Origin of the sequence: Nocardia sp. NPDC049190 (assembly GCF_040648115.1) — a bacterium.
In the GTDB taxonomy this organism is placed as follows: Bacteria; Actinomycetota; Actinomycetes; order Mycobacteriales; family Mycobacteriaceae; genus Nocardia.
This window is the reverse complement of record NZ_JBEZDE010000003.1, coordinates 174631-194436: the sequence shown is the minus strand read 5'-3', so window position 1 is coordinate 194436 and position 19806 is coordinate 174631. Positions and strand designations below refer to the sequence as shown.

The following is a 19806-nucleotide window of genomic DNA, read 5'->3' as shown; positions in this document are numbered from 1 at the left end:
TGGTCTGCCACCCAGCGCCCAGGTCGGGAGACCAGTTGCAGGGAGGCTGAATAAAATTTGCCGCAGCGAAAGAGCACGAAGTGCGAAAGTTTTTCGTACTCTCGACACAGCGAGGGGCGTTGAATAGAGCGGTGACCGCAATAACCGAGGACCGTCGCAGCGTGGCAACACGAGTCGCTCAGACTCGAAAGCTGGCGGGGCTCACCCAACAGCAACTTGCGATAAAGGCAGACGTATCGATCGGTCTGGTCCGATCGGTCGAACAGCGGCGGGTGCCGGCCACGCCAGCATTCCTCGGAGCGGTGTCGAAAGCGTTGCGTGTCAGTGTCACCGAACTAACCGGGCAGCCATACGCGCCGATCCCAGGGCAGGACAGTGAAGTACACGCAGCGATCGCGGCACTGCGTTCCGAGCTGGCCGCCTACGACCTCGACAACTCCGCTATCTCGGCGGTCCGACCGCTATCGCAGATCGCGACCGAGGTCGACAATGTGGGAAAATGTCGGCGGGCGGCGTCTTTTCATCGCCTCGCACAGGTACTGCCATCTCTCTTAGGTGAAGTCCGGGCCGCCGTACATCGACTCAGCGGTCGTGATCGTGATCGTGCGCTCACCCTACTGTGTGAGCTGTACTACTCAGCGCACAGTCTCGCCCACAAGCTCGGCTACACAGACTTGGCGGCTCTCGCTATCGACCGCTTGACGTGGGCCGCAGGTGGATCGGATGATCAGCTGTGGATCGCCACTGGCCAATTCCACCGCGCTGCCCTCCTAACTTCCGGTGGCGACTGGTCGGCGGCCTTACAGTTCCTGGAGCGCTGCCGGTCCAGCATCGAACCACGGCTCGGCCTCGGGCAACGGAGCGACCTCATCGCCTGGGGTGGCCTGCACCTGCAATCCGGGCTCGCTGCCTCCAGATCAGGAAAGCGGGACCTCGCTAACGCTCACCTCACCGAGGCGCGCCAGTCCGCGCTGCGCGTTGGCAATGACAACGACCCGATCCTGTCGTTCGGTCCCACGAACGTGGGTATTTGGGCGGTCGCGCTTGCTGTCGAGGGCATGGACTATGCGGAAGCGCTCGACCGTGCGAGAGTACTGGTTATCCCAGCGGGGACGCCGAAAGAGCGGGTCGGCCACCATTTCATCGATCTGTCTCGGGCGTATCTAGTGCATGGTGATCGCGGCCGAGCATTGGACGCACTCCAGACCGCGAGGTCTGTTGCGCCGTCACAGACTAGGTACAACCCGATGGTTCATGAGACGGTCAGGGCGCTGGCACGAGCAGAGGCGCGCCGGGGGAATACCGTGCATGACTTTGCGGTGTGGTGTGGGGTCACCAGAAACCTTTGAGCAGCAGATCAAACCGTGCCTGGGAGGCCTTTCACGACTATGGGTGTCAAGAACTCAACCCAGAATGACGCTATGTAGTTGCTGCGCTGGTCTAGGAATCGTCGCGTGTGCGGCTGCCGTTCGTGTTCCTCGAACGCTTCCTGGTCCCGGTAAACCTCGTAGAAGATCCGCGACAACGGTTCGTCCGCGACGGTGTGGGTGGCGTACACCAATGTTCCGGGCTCGAGTGCAGTTATGTCCGCAACGGTCTCCGCAACCAACTGATCGAACAACGCGGCCTTCTCGGCGTCTTGCAGAGCGAACTTCACAACGAGAGCGTGCATGCAATCTCCTCGACAAGATGTCAGGCCCGGACGCGATCACGGTACATGCGATCAGCCGCACACCCAGTCCTCGGCACGAGGCGGCGAGGACACCACTCCACCGATCTGCGGCATCGGATGCAGCAGCCGACGGTCGCGCCGTATGCCAGCACGCTCGGCGACGCCATCGACATCAGCTGGCTCATGCGCAGCGTGGACGGTGTGCGCACAGAACGGCACGGCGGGTCGACGTCGATATCAAACCGGAGGTTCGCGCGGCGTGGGAGATCCAACTGCCCCCGGCATCCGATTACGCGTAGCCGATCTCGTCACCACCCGGCACGCCCGCCGCAACTGTGACCGAGGTCCACTTCGGACCGAGTCGAATGCCGCACGCCGCATTGCGAATTACGGCCTGATCCCCATCTGACCAATGCACTGCGCATACTCGATCGGTAGCACTGGCCGCGATTCAGACAAGAAGCACGCGCACTGTGGTATTCATCACATATGCAACGCTCACGAAGATTCGGGTTCGGCCGTCACCTCTCGGGTGCGCGGTGAGCGGAGGACATCGTCACGCTCTATCAGTGCGGTAGCGTGGCGTGCCATCGGCACTCCGCGGCACCGCGCACGCTAATTGGGGACCCGGCATCGGACGATACGACCCTCCGACCTGACCGGAGATGCCCGATGCATACACGGTCGACCGACCCCATCGGAGGAACTTCGGCATCGAACGCGCTGGGGCCTGCCATGTTCGTGCGTAACCACACACCGCAGCACAGCCGTAGCGGCGTCCGGAAGGTGCCGGATCAGCGTGCGCTGGTCGCCGCCTTCGGCGAGCATCGCGACGACCCGGCCGAGGACCACCCGCTGGTCGGCTGGGCCGGGATGCTTGCCACCCTGCGCCGGCATCGACAGGCCGACCCGCTGGCCGCCGCCGGAATCGACTGCCGCCGTGCCGAACTGGTGGCCGCCATCGACGCGTGGGTGACCGATCAGCTGCCGCGTCAGCGCTCGACCGAACATCTGCGCACGAGATCCCTCGGCGCCACGGTCGATCGCATGGCCGCGGCCCACGTCCAGGCCAGCCATCTGCTGCGTACCGCCGAAAAGTCTCCGACGACCGGGTGCACGCGGCGTGGTATCGCCTGGCGCTACTGGCCGATGAGTGGACCGACCTGATCACCGGCGGCGTCCGCGAGCGGGCACGCGGCAGACGGCGCGCCTGAGCCTCTGGTCACGTTCGCCCTACCGTGAACAGCGGGGCATTGACAGAGGTAATGCCTACACCGGTGTTGCCGCGCCGAGACCGGTATTGTTTCGTGCGCATTCTTCCGCACAAAAGAAATGTACGCAGAAGAGACGTGCGCACGAAAACCGATGACAGATCGCCCGGAATCATGTTCCGCGATCAGCCGACCGGATGCCCCATGCGCCTACTACTTTCCGATGCTCCCCGTGCTGAGGAAACCGAGCAGATCGTGGCGGGTGATGACGCCGACGGGCTTGCCCTCCTCGACCACCATCAGCGCGTCGGTGTCCGACAGCGCCTTCGTGGCGGCCGAGAGCGGTTCGCCCGAACCGATCAGCGGGAACGACGGGCTCATGTGCATGGACACCGAATCGGTCAGCTGCGCACGGCCTTCGAACACCGCCGACAGCAGATCGCGCTCGGACACACTGCCCGCGACCTCGCCCGCCATGACCGGCGGCTCGGCCCCGACCACGGGCATCTGCGACACCCCGTACTCGCGCAGGATCTCGATCGCATCGCGCAAGGTCTCCGAGGGATGGGTGTGCACCAGGTCGGGCAGCTCACCGGACTTGCCGCGCAGCACGTCGCCGACCAACGGCTCGGCGGTGCCGTCCAACCGCTCGCGCAGGAAGCCGTAGGAGCTCATCCACCGATCGTTGAAGATCTTCGACAGGTATCCGCGACCGCCGTCCGGCAGCAGCACCACGACCACCGCGTCCGGATCTCGCCGCGCCACCTCGATGGCGGCGACCACGGCCATACCGCACGAGCCGCCGACCAGCAGGCCCTCCTCACGGGCCAGCCGCCTGGTCATCTCGAAGGAATCCGCGTCGGACACCGCGATGATCTCGTCCGGCACGGCGGGGTCGTAGGCGGAGGGCCAGAAATCCTCGCCGACGCCCTCGACCAGGTATGGCCGTCCGGTTCCGCCGGAGTACACCGAACCCTCCGGGTCGGCGCCGATGATCTCGACCTTGCCGCCGGACACCTCCTTGAGATAGCGGCCGGTGCCGGTGATGGTGCCGCCGGTGCCGACACCGGCCACGAAGTGGGTGACCTTGCCGTCCGTGTCGTGCCAGATCTCCGGGCCGGTCGTCTCGTAGTGACTGTCCGGGCCGCCCGGGTTGGAGTACTGGTCGGGTTTCCACGCACCGTCGATCTCCCGGACCAGGCGGTCGGAGACGCTGTAGTAACTGTCCGGGTGGTCCGGCGGCACAGCGGTCGGGCACACCACGACCTCGGCGCCGTAGGCACGCAGCACGTTGCGTTTGTCTTCACTGACCTTGTCCGGGCAGACGAACACGCAGTTGTAGCCGCGCTGCTGCGCGACCAGCGCCAGGCCGACGCCCGTGTTGCCGGACGTGGGCTCGACGATGGTGCCGCCGGCGCGCAGTTCCCCGGACTTCTCGGCGGCGTCGATCATCTTCACCGCGATCCGGTCCTTGGAGCTGCCCCCGGGATTCAGGTATTCGATCTTGGCCGCCACCAGCCCTGCGTTCGACCCCACGACCGAGTTCAACCGGACCAGCGGGGTATTGCCGATGAGGTCCACGACATGATCCGCGATGCGCATGTCCCCCATAGTTGCAGACGCGCTAACTGTGTGTTCGCGCGCGCCGCGCGCGAGCGCGTCGGACTACCCCCCAATCGGTACCCATACCTTTAGGATCGGCAGCCATGAGGCAGCCGAACATCGCCCGTGGCGCCACAATCCTGGCCGGATCAGCCGTGGCCCTGTTGGTCGGATCCGGTGTGCAGGCGAACGCGACCACCATCGAATTTCCCCAGGTGCCCACGCTGGCGCGCGGCGGTCTGTGCTGGACCAGCATTCGCACCTGGGCCGACACCAGCCCCGAATGGCCGGGCCGCGCCATTCTCAACGTGCGCGCGCTACCGGTCTCCGGCGTGGGGCCCGGCAGTTACCCGCTCGCGCCACTATGCGAGGTTCGCACCATGGTCGCCTGGCGCAACACCACCACCGGCGCGACAGGCAGCTACGACAACGTGGTGGTCACCGGCATTTACGGCAGCATCCAGTACGCGCTGTTCCAAGACACCGGTCCCGGAGTCGTCGAGGTGACCGTGTCCACCGACGCCGCGAGCATCCCCGCCCGCGGTACGTTCGTGGTGCCGGGCTGACCCGCTCGAAATAACCGTGTCCGCCGACGCCGCGAGCATCCCCGCCCGCCGCGCGTTCGTGGCGCCGGGTCGACCCGCGCCGACGGGCCGGCACAGTCGCATCGCAGCAGTGCCTGCGACCGGACGGAGCCACCGTCTTCGCCGCGCGTTTCTCGACGGAACCGCACTGTGGCATCGATCACGGACCGCACCAGCAAACCGGACGCTGCCAGGCCGTGAGCGCGGCAACCGACAGGTGCCTGTGGACAACCCGACGCACGCCGCGGACCTCGTGCGGACCCGTTCGACATTCCGGGGCTCGGTGACCCGGCCCGGCTTCGTAGAATCCTGACGTGAACGCACCTCGGTTCCGTTGGCGTACTGCCGCAGTGACCGGCGCCGCGACCGTACTTGCCGGTTCGGGCGCGGGCACTGCGTGGTGGGTTGCCTATCGCCTGCTCATTGCCCAAGCGGGGGTCGCGCGCGGCGTGATCGGACGGGATACGTCGAAACCACCCGAGGCGGACGGTGTCTACACCGCGGGCTGCCCGGCGCCGAAGTCATGGCGCACCGGGAAATCCGCCGACCTGCATCTGATGATCTTCGGCGACTCCACGGCGGCGGGCGTCGGCTGTCTCGTCGCCGACGAAGTGCCGGGGGTGCGCCTGGCCCGCGGTCTCGCCGAGGCAACCGGCCGGCGAATCCGGTTGAGCACCAAAGCGATTTCCGGCGCGACTTCCAAAGGACTGGCCGGCCAGGTGGACGCGATGTTCGTGGCGGGTCCGCCACCGAACGCCGCGATCATCCTCGTCGGCGCCAATGACATCACCAAAAAGCACTCGATCCACGCCTCGGCGCGCAGGCTCGCCGCGGCGGTCGCCCGCTTGCGCCGCGCCGACGTGACGGTGGTCGTCGGCACCTGTCCAGACCTCGGCACGGTGACCGCGATCCCGCAGCCGCTGCGGACCGTGGTGCGTAACTGGAGCGTCCGCTTGGCGAAGGCGCAGAACGTGGCGACAACCGTCGCGGGTGGGCGTGCCGTGCCGATGGGCCATCTGCTCGGCCCGGAGTTCCGCGCCGCGCCCGAACTCCTTTTCTCGGCGGACGGTTTCCATCCGTCCGCGGCGGGTTACGAACTGGCCGCCGTGCAACTGCTCCCGGTGCTGATCGAAGCGTTGGACGAGGTGACCCCGCTTTCCGCGCACCACGACGGGACGTAGATTCGATGCGAACCCGCGAGTAACAACCCGGTTCGTCAGGACCGTTCGACAAAGGAGTCCTCATGCCTGAGGCCGTCATCGTTTCGACCGCGCGATCCCCGATCGGCCGGGCCCGTAAGGGCTCGCTGGTCGATATCCGGCCGGACGATCTGACCACGCAGATTGTGCGGGCAGCGCTCGACAAGGTGCCTGCGCTGGACCCGACCCAGATCGATGACCTGATCCTCGGCTGTGGTTCGCCCGGAGGTGAGCAGGGCTTCAACATCGCCCGCATCGTCGCCGTGCAGCTCGGCTACGACTTCGTGCCCGGCACCACCGTGCACCGCTACTGCGCCTCGTCGCTGCAGTCCACCAGGATGGCCTTCCACGCGATCAAGGCGGGCGAGGGTGATGTGTTCATCTCCGCCGGTGTGGAAACCGTGTCCCGCTACGTGAACGGCTCCGCCGATAGCTGGCCGAACACCCAGAACCCGTTGTTCGACGAGGCCCAGGCGCGCACCGCGAAGACCGCCGAGGGCGGCGCGGGCGCCTGGCAGGACCCGCGTACGGGCGGCCTGCTCCCCGATGCCTACATCGCGATGGGCCAGACCGCCGAGAACGTCGCGAGCTTCACCGGCATCACCCGTGAGGAGCAGGACCGCTGGGGCGTGCGTTCGCAGAACCGCGCGGAGGAGGCGCTCGAGAACGGCTTCTTCGAGCGCGAGATCACCCCGGTGACGCTGCCGGACGGCACGGTGGTCGGCACGGACGACGGCCCGCGCGCCGGAGTCACCTACGACGCGGTCGCCGCGCTGAAGCCGGTGTTCCGTCCGGACGGCACCGTCACGGCGGGCAACTGCTGTCCGCTCAACGACGGCGCCGCCGCGCTGGTCATCATGAGTGACACCAAGGCCGCGGACCTCGGCCTCACCCCACTGGCCCGGATCGTGTCCACCGGCGTTTCCGGCCTGTCACCGGAGATCATGGGCCTCGGCCCGATCGAGGCGTGCAAACGCGCGCTGACGCTGGCGGGCAAGACCATCGACGACATCGACCTGGTCGAGATCAACGAGGCGTTCGCGGTGCAGGTGCTCGGCTCGGCCCGGGAACTGAAGATCGACGAGGACAAGCTGAACGTCTCCGGCGGGGCCATCGCGCTCGGCCACCCGTTCGGCATGACCGGCGCCCGGATCACCACCACGCTGATCAACAACCTGCAGACCTACGACAAGCAGTTCGGTCTGGAGACCATGTGCGTCGGCGGCGGCCAGGGCATGGCGATGGTCATCGAGCGTCTGAGCTGAGACGACGAAAGGGCGGTCGCCGAAGTACGGCGACCGCCCTTTCGATTCGACGCTAGTCGTTCTGGAAGTAACTCAGCAGTCGCAGGATCTCGACGTAGAGCCACACCAGAGTGACGGTCAGGCCGAGGGCCACGCCCCACGCCGCCCGCTCCGGCGCCTGCGCGCGGATCAACTGATCGGCGGCGTCGAAGTCCAGCAGGAAGCTGAACGCGGCGATCGCGATGACCACCAGGCTGAAGACGATCGCCAGCGGGCCGCCGTCCCGCAGGCCGAGACCGCCGGAGATGAAGAAGCTTGCGACCAGGTTGCCCAGCACGAGCACCAGGACTCCGATCATCGCGCCGACGATGATCCTGGTGAATCGCGGCGTTACCCGGATGGCGCCGGTCTTGTAGACCACGAGCATGCCAGCGAAGACACCGAACGTGCCGAGCACCGCCTGACCGATCAGTGCGCTGCCGCCGACCCCGCCGAACTCGATATTGGTGAACATGAACGACAGCGCACCGAGAAACAGCCCCTCGGCGACCGCGTAGGACAGCACGATGACCGGGTTGTCCATCTTGTTCGCGAAGGTCGCGATCAGCACCAGGACCAGGCCGACCAGGCCGCCGACGATCACGAACAGCGGCGCGAGCGAAGTGTTGGCGTCGGTGAGCCCGTAGGAGACGATCGCCGAGAGGGCGAGCACCGCCAGGGTGATACCGGTCTTGGTCACCACATCGTCGATGGTCATCGCCCTGGTGGCGGGCGCCTGCTGATACGGCTGCGGGTACTGGCCGTACTGCTGCTGACCGTACTGGTTGCCGAACTGCCCCGTAGTGGTCACGCCGGAACCGAAGCCGGCATATCCACCGCCCTCCTGCCTCGGCAGGTTCCTGAAAACCGGATTGCTCGTGGTACGCACGGCGGCCCTTTCTGGAGTCGTTGCCGTTGTTCATCGAGTTGGTCGACTCGATATCCAACTGGTTGTTCAACGGTTGTCGTCCGTGGTGAGTTCCCGGGACGACTCGCTGAGCCAGACAATTCGGACTCTACCGCTGCCACGGGTCACGCAGGGCCACGCACGCACCGAGTCACAGTAAATTTCCGTTGACGGACGACCCCACGCGCTGGCCTCCAGGTTCGGTCCCGAGCCCGGCGATACCGAACGACCAGCACCGGTCGCCGTATATGTCGTGGTGACCGAACCCAACACGAACAGCGTGGCCTTGTCGACGGTAGCGGGTTGTCGACGCCCGTGATCGTCTTGCCAAGTCCCCCGTGCGGCAGATAGGACTGTCGGCGTGGTTGATCAACAGAACGTCGCTCGTACTGTCACGGCGATTTTCCTCGGTAGTGGTCGCCGTGTGCGCGGTGGTGGTGACGGCGAAACTGATGGGCACCGATCTCGACCCGGTCGCACCCCCGCGAATATTGGACCAGGCCGCATTGCAGCAGCAGGTGGCGAACATGCTGCAGGGCGTGAAAGATAAGCCGGTCGGCCGAGTGACCTGCCCCGGTTCCGTCGTGGTCGAGGTGGACAACGAGTTCGAGTGTCAGGTCTGGGATTACCTCCACTCGGACAACGTGTCGGTCAAGATTGTCAGCGACCAAGGCGAGATCTCGGTGAACCGTTCCTAGCGCCCGCGTCACCCGGCCCACCCCGGGTGCCGCCAAAGCGGTTCCAGCCCCTCATCCAGATACATAGTTGGTGTTCACGTCCCAGCTGCTCGCTGAGCGCAGTGTTATGGCTGGTTATGGCTGCTGTTTGGCCCATCGATGGCCACCATTCGACTGCGTTCAAGGGAAGGCTCTTCGGGGCGGGCGCCGGAACCAGCGCGGCGCGGAGGTATCCGGATGGGGTGGCAGACAGAACTACCTACCCAAGGATGCTCGACGCCTGTGTTTCGTTGGGCACCGGTGAGGTGTCCGTTGCCGATACCTCGCGCACCTCGGCCGCACCGAGCCAGATGACGCTACGGCCGCCTCGGGTCGTGAAGGCCCCGCACGGAGCGAGTTACCGTGAACTTCCGGTTACGCCCGACCACCTCGGTGCGGCCCACCATTCGTTCGACCACGCCGCGATAGTTGAGGTGTGAGTTGTACACCGTCCACAATTCCCCGCCAGGACGCAGCACCCGGCCGGTCTCGGTGAACATCTTGATCGCCGATCCGGTGTGCACGGCCGCGCCGACATGGAACGGCGGATTGCACAGCACGAGGTCGGCACTGTTGTCCGCGGCCGAGGACATCGCATCGTCGCGCACGACCGTCACGCGGTCGGCGAGCCCGTTCGCGTCGGCGGTCGCCCGCGCCGATGCCACCGCGGCAGCGGACTGATCGGTACCGACCACCTTGATCCCTGGTCGCGCCTTGGCCAACGCGACGGCCAGGATGCCGGTGCCGCAGCCGAGATCGATGGCGTCGCGGGCGTCCGGCTTCATCCACTTCAGATGCTCGAGCAGGAACCGGGTTCCGATGTCGAGCCGGGCGCCGGAGAAGGCGGCGCCGTGCGCGACGACGTCGATACCCAACTCGTCGAGGCGAGCACGCACCGGGAACGGCGGGTCGCCAACGGGTTTCGGACCGCCGACGAGCAGGCTGCGCGACTTCTGCCGACCACGGCTGGCGCGCACCTCGGAAAACGACTGGGCGAGAACATCGTTCATCGATTTGGTCAAATACTTGTCCCGACCGCCCGCGAATACCTCGACCTCGGGGTCGGCGTGGCGAGCGATGGCGTCGGCGACCTCGGTCAGCCCGGCAAGCATCCGTGGCAGGCGAAGTAACACCACCCGAACATCGCTCAGCAAACGGCCGCCGAGCGGCTGCGCGGTGTAGCGATCCGACAGGCCGAGCGAACGGGCATTGTTGGCGAGAGCGAGTTCCCCGGTCAGCAAATCCTGATGCACCCGGACTCCACGCAGATCATGCCCCGCGACGGCGCCGAGAGTCAGCGCGCCGTAAGCATCACCGATTACGGCTACCATTCCGCTATCCACGGTGGCGAGCGCGTCCGCAGCGACGTCGAGGATCAACCGATCGGCGGCATCCACGGCATAGAGGTTCAACGCCTCCACATCCGGATACCGCCGCAGCCGGCTCAGCACATCCTCGACATATCCCACAGCTCAAGTGTGCTAGATCGTTGCCGAACTGTCGCGGCCACCCCGCCGAATTGACGTCTCGTGGCGCCGCGTCAGCGCACTCGCCGCGGACCGGTCAACGGACGCAGCCGAATTCGACGTGCGCCGAAGCCAGCGTGCCGTCCGTCCCCTCCTCGGTCCGAGCGTCGGCGAGTTTCGCCACGGAGCAGTCGGCCGCCCGCCACGACGGGAGAAACGTTCACCGGGTCGTGTGCCCCCGACGCCCCGGACCGTGCCGCCGGAATGCGGAGCCGCACCGCCTCGGCGAGCCGGGCCTGAGATCTCCTGCGCCACCATCCCGAAGCAACCTATCCGTATCGGCCGCCTTCGGCACACCTCTACGGCGGGTAGCCGACCTGGCACTGCGGGGCCCGTAGAACCTTCGGCCCGGCGGACGAAAGACACTGCCCAGCAGGCGGATCATTGAACGGAGGCTACGTCGACAGCTCGCGGCCGGGCCGGTCCGACGGTGAGCCCCGACCGAATTCACTCGGCACGGCATCGACGGCCGCGTGCAGCGAAGTATCTACCGCCCTCTGGTCGATCTCGACCTTCAGTTATTGGGTGGCAATCAATACTGCCGCCGGCCCGTCCGGCCATGGCGCCGGCCACTCGACGCATCGACCGCGGGCCGTTCTCGCTCGGCCACCCGGCGACGAACTGGCCGAGACATCCTCCGATTACGCCGTTCGACGCCGGCGGCTGAGTACCATCAGCCCCATGCGCAACAGGATGGTACTGATGGTCGCAGCCGCGGCAGTACTGCTGGCGGGCTGCGGCAACGGCGGGACCACCCCCGGGAACTCGCTCGCCTCCGCCCCGACCACCTCGGCCGACGCGGCACCCGCGATGCCGGCGGACGCGGCGCCCAAACGTGGCACGGCCTCCGACGACGCCGGGCTGACGGTCACGAACATCCGGCTCGGCCACCAGCCCGGCTTCGATCGCGTGGTCTACGAACTCGACGGTCCCGGCGCGCCCGGCTGGCTCGTCCAGTACACCGACCGTGCGGTGCAGGACGGCAGCGGCAATCTCATCGACGTAGCCGGCCGTTCGATCCTCGAAGTGCGGATCCTCGGCTCGGCATACCCGTTCGACAGTGCCGTGACGCCGTACTCCGGCCCGGACCCCGCGACCGACCCGGCGGCGCCCGGCATCGCGGGCGTCTACCGGACGACGGTTTTCGAGGGCGCCACCCAGTCGTTCATCGGCGTGCGGGCCGACCGGCCCGCCTTCACCGTGACCACCCTGTCCAACCCGACCCGGCTGGTCATCGACATCGCCGGCGCGCCATAGTCCGATACCGATACAGCCACGGGGTATCCGGTATGCGCGGATCGTGGCCACTACACTCACCTTCGTGGTCGACCACACGCCCCGGTTGTCGCAGATCAGCGCGCCCCGCCCGGACTCCGCGCCGCGCCCGGCGCATTCGGCTACGGGTGGGGTCGACATCGACCGCGTGACCGGGCCCACCCGGTTGCTCGGCATGCTGGTGCTGCTCGCCGGGATCATCGCCATGCACTCGGCGGTGTTCACGGTCTCCTGTCATACCCGCGCGGCCAGCGCGCACGGCACGACTATCGCCGACGACGTGTCCGGCCCGATGTCACCGTCGGGTTCCCATACCCGCATCGCGGGTGGACCGTGGCACGCCGCCGCGATAGTCGGTGATGTCATGTCGACGGCCCGCGCTGCTGGAATCGGTGTCGCCACATCAGCAGCGCGCGCCACTGGAATCGGTGTCGCGGCGGACGCGGATCGCGCTGGTGACGGGTGCGGCAGCGCGCACGGCGGGATGCATGGCTGCGTGTTCGTCCTTGTCGCCGTCACCGCACTGTTCGCGCTGGTCGTGCTCTACCGAATGGCGGTCGACGAAGCCGCCGGCGGCGCGCTACCGCGGCACTGGCGTCCACGGCGAGAACGACCGCCACCGTGGACCGTACCCACCTTGGCCGAATTGGCGATTCTGCGGATCTGACAGCTGCGCCGCTTCCGGGTGTCCGAACCACGGTCGCGGCTTTGCCCATTCCGCTCGCAGACGTTCCATTCGCAAGGAGTAAGCATGTTCATCACCCGTACCCGGACAACCCTCGCGCTCGCCGCGACCGCGTTTGTCCTCGCCGGTTGCGGCAGCGGCGATTCCCACACCATGCCGGGCATGGACCACGGCATGTCATCGAGTGCGGTGGCGACCTCGGGCACGCCGACCCGCACCGATTTCGACAACGCCGACGTGACATTTCTGCAGATGATGTACCCGCACCACGCGCAGGCCGTCGACATGGCACAGCTGGTGCCCAGCCGCAGCCAGAACCAAGGGCTACTCGCCCTCGCCGCGGCGGTGGAGCGGGCACAGGCGCCGGAGATGCAGCAGATCACCACGTTGCTGCGGAGCTTCGGCAAGCCCGCCCCCACCACGGACGGCCATGCCGGCCACGGCATGCCCGGCATGATGTCGGTCGAGCAGATGTCCACCTTGCGGGCCGCGTCCGGTCCGGACTTCGACCGTCAGTGGCTGAACATGATGATCGAGCACCACACCGGCGCCGTCGCCATGGCCGAGACCGAACTGACCGCGGGCACGAATGCCGACGCACAGGCGCTCGCGCGCACGATCATCGCGAATCAGCGGACGGAGATCGACCAGATGCACGCCATGCTCGGCCCGAGCTGAGCCCGTGGCCGCGCCGATATCGTGGTCCTCGATATCGGCGCGGCCCATCCACCACCATCCCGGGCGACAATGCGCGGTCGGTCGACAGGACCCGCGCTTCGCGTTCGGACTCCGCGGCGTGCTGACCGGGATCGCCACGCACGCAACCGAATAGCGCCTGCGTAACGGCCTGATCCACAGCGTCCGCTGCCATCATCCGCTTCCGCGGCCGTCCGGCGTGCTTCTCATTCGTGGAGAGCCATGGCAATCGGCTATAGCATCACCGCGTTCACAGCCACTCCGAACGGACGAAGTCATGACCAGTGGTATCCGGGAACCTCGTCCACCCGTCCGGAATGGGCGGCGCCGTGGGTCGATCGAGCCGGGCCCACCAACACTCGGCGCCTTGCTCGCCGCCGCGGTGGAGCACAATCCCGACGGCATCGCCGTGCGGAGCGCGCAGACCGAGATCACCTATCGAGATCTCGACGCCCGCTCGTCCCAACTGGCGCGGACCCTGCTGGACCTCGGCGCCGGTCCCGAAACCATGGTGGCGGTCGCGCTGCCCCGCTCGCTCGACTCGATTCTCGCGGTGTGGGCGGTCGCGAAGACCGGAGCCGCTTTCGTACCGATCGATCCGGGACTTCCCGCCTCCCGCATCGAGTTCCAGCTGGCCGACTGCGGCGCAACGCTCGGGCTGACCCGGCGCGCACCCGCGACGACATTGCCCACGGGCGTACGGTGGCTCGTACTCGACGACCCCGAGGTGGCCGCGCGGACGTCGGCGAATCCCGTGAGTTCGATCGCCTACCTCGATCGGCCTACCCGACTGCGCGCCTCGAATGTCGCCTACGTGATCTACACCTCCGGGTCGACCGGGCGGCCGAAGGGCGTCGCGGTCACTCACGCCGGGCTCGCGCCACTGTGTGCCGAGCTGGCCGCGCGGCACGCGCTCGACAAGGACGCACGGGTCCTACATTTCGCGTCGCCGAGCTTCGACGCCTCGATACTGGAGCTGTTGCTCGCGATCACCTCGGCCGCCACGATGGTGCTTGCCCCGCCGACCGTCTACGGCGGCGCCGCCCTGGTGGATCTGCTCGCACAGCACGCGATCACCCATGCCTTCCTGACACCGTCCACGCTGGCCTCGATCGAGCCGAGCGGCCTTGCCACGCTGCGCTCGGTTCTGGTCGGCGGCGAGCCGTGCCCGCCGATCCTGGTGCGGCACTGGGCAGCCCAGCGCTTGTTCCACAATGCCTACGGACCGACCGAGTCCACGATCCTGGCCACGCTCAGCTCCGCGCTGACCCCCGGCGACCCGGTCACCATCGGATCGGCAGTGCGCGGCATGCGCTGCCAGGTACTCGACCAGCGACTACGACCGGTCGGCGTGGACGTGGTCGGCGAGCTCTACCTCGCCGGGCCCGGTGTGGCCAGAGGGTATCTCGGACGACCCGATCTGACCTCGCAACGATTCCTGGCGGATCCGTTCGGACCGCCCGGCTCCCGGATGTATCGCACCGGCGACCTCGTCCGCAGGAACGCCGCGGGCGAGCTGGACTATCTCGGTCGCGGCGACGATCAGGTCAAAGTGCGCGGATTCCGGATCGAACTCGGCGAGATAGACGCGATCCTCTCAACCCAGCCCGGCGTCCGGATGGCCGTGACCGTCGACCGCACGAGCAGCACCGGCGAGACGAGCCTGGTGTCCTTCATCCAGCCCGAACCCGGACACCCGCCGGACCCTGCCGCGCTGACCGACGCACTCGCCACGATGCTGCCGAAATATCTGCTGCCGAACACCATCGCGGCCATCGACCTGATCCCGCGGACCCCGTCCGGCAAGGCCGATCGTGCGGCACTGCGCGCGCGGGCGCTCGACCGGCTGGACTATCGCCCGGTGTCCGATCTCGGCGAGGAAATGGTCGCCGAGGTCTTCGCCCGCGTGCTCGGCCGGGAACGTTTCAGCGCCGACGCCGATTTCTTCGCGGCGGGCGGCAATTCGCTGCTGGCCGGCCAGGCCGCCGCCCTCCTGAGCGAGAGCTGGCGCGTGCAGGTTCCCACCCGACTGATATTCGACCATCCGACCGTCGCCAGATTGGCCACGGCGGTCCGCTCGCAGTACTTCGACACGGCCCGCCCCGCGCTGCTGGCTCGGTCGCGGCCGGCGCGAATCCCGCTCTCTCCCGCCCAGCTTCGGTTCTGGCTGCGCAATCAGTTCGATCCGTCGTCGCCGGTCGACAACATCGGTTTCGCGCTGCGACTGTCAGAGCTGGACGTCCCCGCGTTGCGAGCGGCGTTCACCGACACCGTCCAACGGCACGAGTCGCTGCGCACGATGTACCCCGCCGACGACGCGGGGCCACGTCAGCTGATTCTCGACACCGAGCGGGTGGTCGATGATTTCACCGTCGAGGATGTGCTCGACGACGCGGCGCCCGACCGGGTGGACGCCATCCTGCACCACGGTTTCGACCTTTCGGCCGAAGTGCCGCTGCGAGTTCGGCTGCTGCGTACGCCCCAGGAGTACATCTTGGTCTGCGCCCTGCACCACATCTGCGCCGACGGCTCCTCGCTGGCGCCGCTGGCCCGCGACATCGCCGACGCGTACCACGCACGACGCGAGGGCAACGCGCCCACCTGGCGGCCGCAGTTCGTGCAGTACGCCGACTATGCCCTGTGGCTGCGCGACCTGCTCGGCGCCGAAGACGATCCGACGTCGATGCTCTCCCGCCAACTGGCGTACTGGACCGAGGAGCTGGCCGGTCTGCCCGACGAGCTCGACTTACCCACCGACCGGCCGCGGCCGGCGTCGGCCTCGCTGCGTGGCTCATCGATCCAGCGGTCGGTGTCCGCGACCCTGCACCGCGACCTGCTCGCCGTCGCGGGTGCGCGCCGCGCGACGCTGTTCATGGTGATGCGATCGGCGCTGGCCGTGCTGCTGGCCCGGCTGTCCGGCAGCGTCGACATCGCCATCGGTGTGCCGATGACCAACCGCGCCGAGCCTGCGCTCGCGGACGTCGTCGGCATGTTCGTCAACACCACCGTCGCGCGGACCAGGATCGACCTGCGGGAAAGTTTCGCCGCACTGCTCGACCGCTCCAGGGAACGGGATCTGGCGAACTTCGCGCACTCCGAGGTTCCATTCGAACACGTCGTGAACGCGGTCAACCCGACGCGGTCGCCGGGGCGGCATCCGCTCTACCAGGTCGGCTTCGCGTTCCAGAACTTCGCCCAGGCCACCCATGAACTGCCGGGTCCGAGCGTCTCGTTTCTCGACGTGGACACCGACACGGTGACCACCGACCTGCATATCGGCGTAGTGGACGCCCACGACAGCGACGGGGCGCCGGGCGAGATCATCATCCGGTTCGACTACAGCACCGATCTTTTCGACGAGCACACCGTGCAGCGGTTCCTCGACGGCTACATCCGCATCCTGCTGCAGGTCGCGACCGATCCCACCACCGCGGTCGGTGACATCGACATCATGGACCAGGTCGAGCACAAACGGATTCGGTCGTGGGGTAGCGGGCCCGAGCACGACGTCACGCCCGAGCCGCTCACGGCGGCGCTGGGGCGGCACGCCGCGTCGACCCCGGAGGCGATCGCCGTGGTGTGCGGGCCGGACACCCTCAGCTACGGGCAGTTGCGCGCCCGATCCGCCCGACTCGCCCGCTGGCTGATCGGGCAGGGCGTCGCCCCGGACACCGTTGTGGCGGTGGCCATGCGTCGGTCGGTGCGGCAGGTTGTCGCGCTGTGCGCGATCGCCGAGGCGGGCGGGGCCTGGATGCTGATCGATCCCGATCACCCCGCCGAACGGCTCCGGCACCTGGTCGAATCCGCAGCGCCGCGGTGCGTGCTGACCACCACCGACGACGGCTGCGCCGCCGCGACACACAACCTCGATACCCTCGACTTGGACGGCTTCGATTCCGCACCGGTGACCGACGGCGAGCGTCCCACACTGCTGCACGAGGATCATCCCGCCTGCTTGATATACGGTTCCGGGTCCACCGGCCACCCGAACGGCGTGATGCTCACCCATCGGGCGATCGTGCACCAGCTCACCTGGATGCAGCACGAGTACGGCGTCGACGCCACCGATGTGTATCTGCACCACACCCCGGCCTTCGACGTGTCGCTGTGGAGCTACTTCCTTCCGTTGCGCGCGGGCGCCCGGCTGGTGCTGGCCGGCCCCGTCGAGCGCCGCGAGCCCGGTTCCCTGGGCAGGCTCGTCGCCGAACATCGAGTGACGCTCGCTGATTTCGTGCCCACCATGCTCGCCGCGTTCACCGAACACGCGACCGCCGCCGACCTGGCCTCGTTGCGTGTGGTCTTCGTCATCGGCGCGGCACTGCCCCCGGCTACCGCACGGAGTTTCGCGCTGATCAGCCCCGCGGAGGTGCACACCCTGTACGGCCCGACGGAGACCGGGGTCGGTATTACACAGCACGCGTTCGCCGCCGCGGATCCGCCGGTCTTCGGTCGGTCGATCGGTGTGCCGGAATGGAATTCGCAGTGCCTGGTCCTCGATGCGCGGCTGCGGCCCGTTCCGGTGGGCGTGGTGGGCGAGCTCTATTGCGCCGGAGTCCAACTCGCCCGTGGCTACCATGGCGGGCCGGGCGACACCGCGGAACGGTTCGTCGCGAATCCGCTCGGCGGCCCGGGCGAGCGGATGTACCGGACCGGAGACCTGGTGCGCTGGAATCGCGCAGGCACGCTGGACTACGTGGGGCGCACGGATGCTCAGATGTGGGTGCACGGTCGCCGCATCGCGACCGGCGAGATCGAGGCCGCCCTGCTCGCCGACCCCGGCGTCGGTCAGGCGGTGGTGACAGTCGAGCCATCCGCACTCGGGGATCGGCTCGTCGGCTACGTCGTGGCTGCCCCGGGCGCCGTCGTCGACGTGGAGTCGTTGCGACACCTCGCCTCTCGGTCACTTCCCGCGTCTATGGCGCCCTCGATAGTGGTGGCGCTCGACATGCTCCCGGTCACCGCCGACGGCGCACTCGACCGCGCCGCCCTGCCGCGGCCGGTGTTCGTGACACGAGGTGCGGCCGCGCCCGCGACGCCGCTGGAACAGGCGGTCGCCGACGTGTTCGCCGAAGTGCTCGCGGTGTCCCCGGTTGGTGTCGAGGACAACTTCTTCGAGCTCGGTGGGTCGTCGCTGTCGGCGTTCGCCCTGCATCGACGGCTGTCGTCCGAGCTGGCACGAGACGTGCCGATGTCGGCGGTTCTCGCCGCACCGACCGCTACCGGCCTCGCCGCGTGGCTGTCCGAGACGAGCGAGCCCCAAGCCCCTCCTACGCCGGACGCCGATGCCGTACTCGATCCCGAAATCGCCATCGACGGATGCGCCCCCGCACACACCGGGCCACCTCGAGAGGTCCTGCTGACCGGTGCGACCGGTTTCCTCGGCGCCCATCTGCTGCACGAGTTGCTGGATCGCACCGACGCCCGGGTCTGGTGCGTGGTTCGCGCGGACAGTGCCGAGGAGGGCATCGATCGCATCCTGCGCGCCCAGTGCCGCTATCGCCTGTCCGGCGATGCCGCCGCCGAACGGATCGTCGTCGTGGCGGGCGACCTGACCGCACCGCGGCTCGGTCTCGACGCCGCCGACTACGACCGCCTCGCCGACAGTGTCGACGCGATCTATCACAACGGGGCGCGGGTCAATCCGGTAGCACCGTACGCGCGGCTGCGGCCGGCCAACGTCGAAGGAACCCGCGAGCTGCTGCGGCTGGCCGTGACCGGCCGGGTCAAACCGGTGCATCTCATCTCGACGATCCGCGCCGCGGTCGCGGCGCCGCCCACATCCACGGTGGTCGCGGAGGCGGTCCGGCTGCGCGCGGACCAACTGCCCGGCAACGGCTACCTCGCCTCCAAGTGGGTCGCCGAGGAACTGGTGCGCCAAGCCGGGGAGCGTGGCGTGCCGGTCGCGATCTATCGGCCGGGCACGATCTGTGGCGACCCGAACGTCGGCGTGAACAGCACCGACGATTCGTTCTGGAACATGATCCGTTCCGTCGCGATTCTCGGCATGGCGCCCGACGTGACGGACGCGACGGTCTCGCTGGTCCCGGTGAGCTACGTGGCACGCGCGATCGTGGAGATTTCCGGCCGTCCCCGCGCGCACACGGTCTATCACCTGGTGAATCGGACGCCGTTGGCGGTGAGCGAGATCCTTGCCAGCCTGCGCGCGCACGGGCTACCGGTGGCGACGGTCTCGCCGGAAACGGTGCGTGACGGCCTCGTTCGAGAATCCCGTCGACGCAACGCTGTCGGTGATGATTCGCTCGCTCGCGCCGCGCTGCTCAATCCGTCCTTCATCGATCTGGCCGGACGCCTCGACTTGGCCGATGCGCACAGCCGCGCGGCCTTGGCGGGCACCGGCGTGGAATGCCCGCCGGTGGACCGTCCCGCGGTGGACACCTATGTCCGGGAGTTCATCGAATCCGGCTTCCTGCCGCGAGATTGAACGGTGCC

14 protein-coding genes are annotated in these 19806 nt (G+C 67.7%); 10 read left to right on the top strand and 4 right to left on the bottom strand.

Going from position 1 to position 19806, the window contains the following annotated elements; translation table 11 throughout:
- Positions 1–161 precede the first annotated feature (161 nt).
- Positions 162–1349, top strand: a complete 1188-nt coding sequence (locus AB0B25_RS04575; protein ID WP_357174620.1) for a helix-turn-helix domain-containing protein — start codon at positions 162–164, stop codon at positions 1347–1349.
- An 8-nt stretch (positions 1350–1357) separates the two neighbouring features.
- On the opposite strand, the gene AB0B25_RS04570 is transcribed toward AB0B25_RS04575, so the two are convergent.
- Positions 1358–1672 (bottom strand): antibiotic biosynthesis monooxygenase, encoded by a 315-nt coding sequence (locus AB0B25_RS04570; RefSeq protein WP_357174617.1) that lies wholly within the window; start codon positions 1670–1672, stop codon positions 1358–1360.
- 672 nt (positions 1673–2344) lie between these two features.
- Between AB0B25_RS04570 and AB0B25_RS04565 the strand changes: the two genes are divergently transcribed.
- Positions 2345–2839 (top strand): DUF4254 domain-containing protein, encoded by a 495-nt coding sequence (locus AB0B25_RS04565; RefSeq protein WP_357174615.1) that lies wholly within the window; start codon positions 2345–2347, stop codon positions 2837–2839.
- 257 nt (positions 2840–3096) lie between these two features.
- Here the strand turns inward: AB0B25_RS04565 and AB0B25_RS04560 are convergent, their stop codons facing one another.
- Positions 3097–4485 carry a cystathionine beta-synthase gene (locus AB0B25_RS04560; protein WP_357174611.1) on the bottom strand — a complete coding sequence of 463 codons (1389 nt, stop codon included), beginning with the start codon at positions 4483–4485 and terminating at the stop codon, positions 3097–3099.
- Between the two features lie 104 nt (positions 4486–4589).
- Between AB0B25_RS04560 and AB0B25_RS04555 the strand changes: the two genes are divergently transcribed.
- The 3 genes from AB0B25_RS04555 (at position 4590) to AB0B25_RS04545 (ending at position 7533) form a co-directional block, all read left to right on the top strand.
- Positions 4590–5051: a hypothetical protein gene (locus tag AB0B25_RS04555; RefSeq protein WP_357174609.1), complete on the top strand. Its 462-nt coding sequence runs from the start codon at positions 4590–4592 to the stop codon at positions 5049–5051.
- 332 nt (positions 5052–5383) lie between these two features.
- Positions 5384–6250, top strand: a complete 867-nt coding sequence (locus AB0B25_RS04550) for an SGNH/GDSL hydrolase family protein (protein WP_357174606.1) — start codon at positions 5384–5386, stop codon at positions 6248–6250.
- A 62-nt stretch (positions 6251–6312) separates the two neighbouring features.
- Positions 6313–7533 (top strand): acetyl-CoA C-acetyltransferase, encoded by a 1221-nt coding sequence (locus AB0B25_RS04545; protein ID WP_357174603.1) that lies wholly within the window; start codon positions 6313–6315, stop codon positions 7531–7533.
- Between the two features lie 52 nt (positions 7534–7585).
- Here the strand turns inward: AB0B25_RS04545 and AB0B25_RS04540 are convergent, their stop codons facing one another.
- Positions 7586–8440, bottom strand: a complete 855-nt coding sequence (locus AB0B25_RS04540) for a Bax inhibitor-1/YccA family protein (protein ID WP_357174600.1) — start codon at positions 8438–8440, stop codon at positions 7586–7588.
- 383 nt (positions 8441–8823) lie between these two features.
- Here AB0B25_RS04540 and AB0B25_RS04535 point away from each other — a divergent pair, with 383 nt between their 5' ends.
- On the top strand, positions 8824–9156 hold the full coding sequence (locus AB0B25_RS04535; RefSeq protein WP_357174597.1) for a DUF4333 domain-containing protein: 333 nt from the start codon (positions 8824–8826) through the stop codon (positions 9154–9156).
- A gap of 335 nt (positions 9157–9491) precedes the next feature.
- On the opposite strand, the gene AB0B25_RS04530 is transcribed toward AB0B25_RS04535, so the two are convergent.
- On the bottom strand, positions 9492–10643 hold the full coding sequence (locus AB0B25_RS04530) for a methyltransferase (protein WP_357174593.1): 1152 nt from the start codon (positions 10641–10643) through the stop codon (positions 9492–9494).
- Positions 10644–11381: 738 nt separating this feature from the next.
- Here AB0B25_RS04530 and AB0B25_RS04525 point away from each other — a divergent pair.
- The 4 genes from AB0B25_RS04525 to AB0B25_RS04510 all read left to right on the top strand — a co-directional run bounded on the left by AB0B25_RS04525 (position 11382) and on the right by AB0B25_RS04510 (position 19798).
- Entirely contained in the window at positions 11382–11957 is a 576-nt protein-coding gene (locus AB0B25_RS04525) for a hypothetical protein (protein ID WP_357174590.1), read from the top strand.
- 43 nt (positions 11958–12000) lie between these two features.
- The gene (locus AB0B25_RS04520) at positions 12001–12642 is read left to right on the top strand and encodes a hypothetical protein (protein ID WP_357174588.1); all 642 of its coding nucleotides are present in this window, start codon (positions 12001–12003) and stop codon (positions 12640–12642) included.
- Between the two features lie 84 nt (positions 12643–12726).
- A complete protein-coding gene (locus AB0B25_RS04515; RefSeq protein WP_357174586.1) occupies positions 12727–13338 on the top strand; it encodes a DUF305 domain-containing protein in 612 nt (203 codons plus the stop codon).
- 295 nt (positions 13339–13633) lie between these two features.
- Complete coding sequence (locus AB0B25_RS04510; RefSeq protein WP_357174584.1) at positions 13634–19798, top strand: amino acid adenylation domain-containing protein; 6165 nt, start codon at positions 13634–13636, stop codon at positions 19796–19798.
- The last annotated feature ends 8 nt before the right edge of the window (positions 19799–19806 follow it).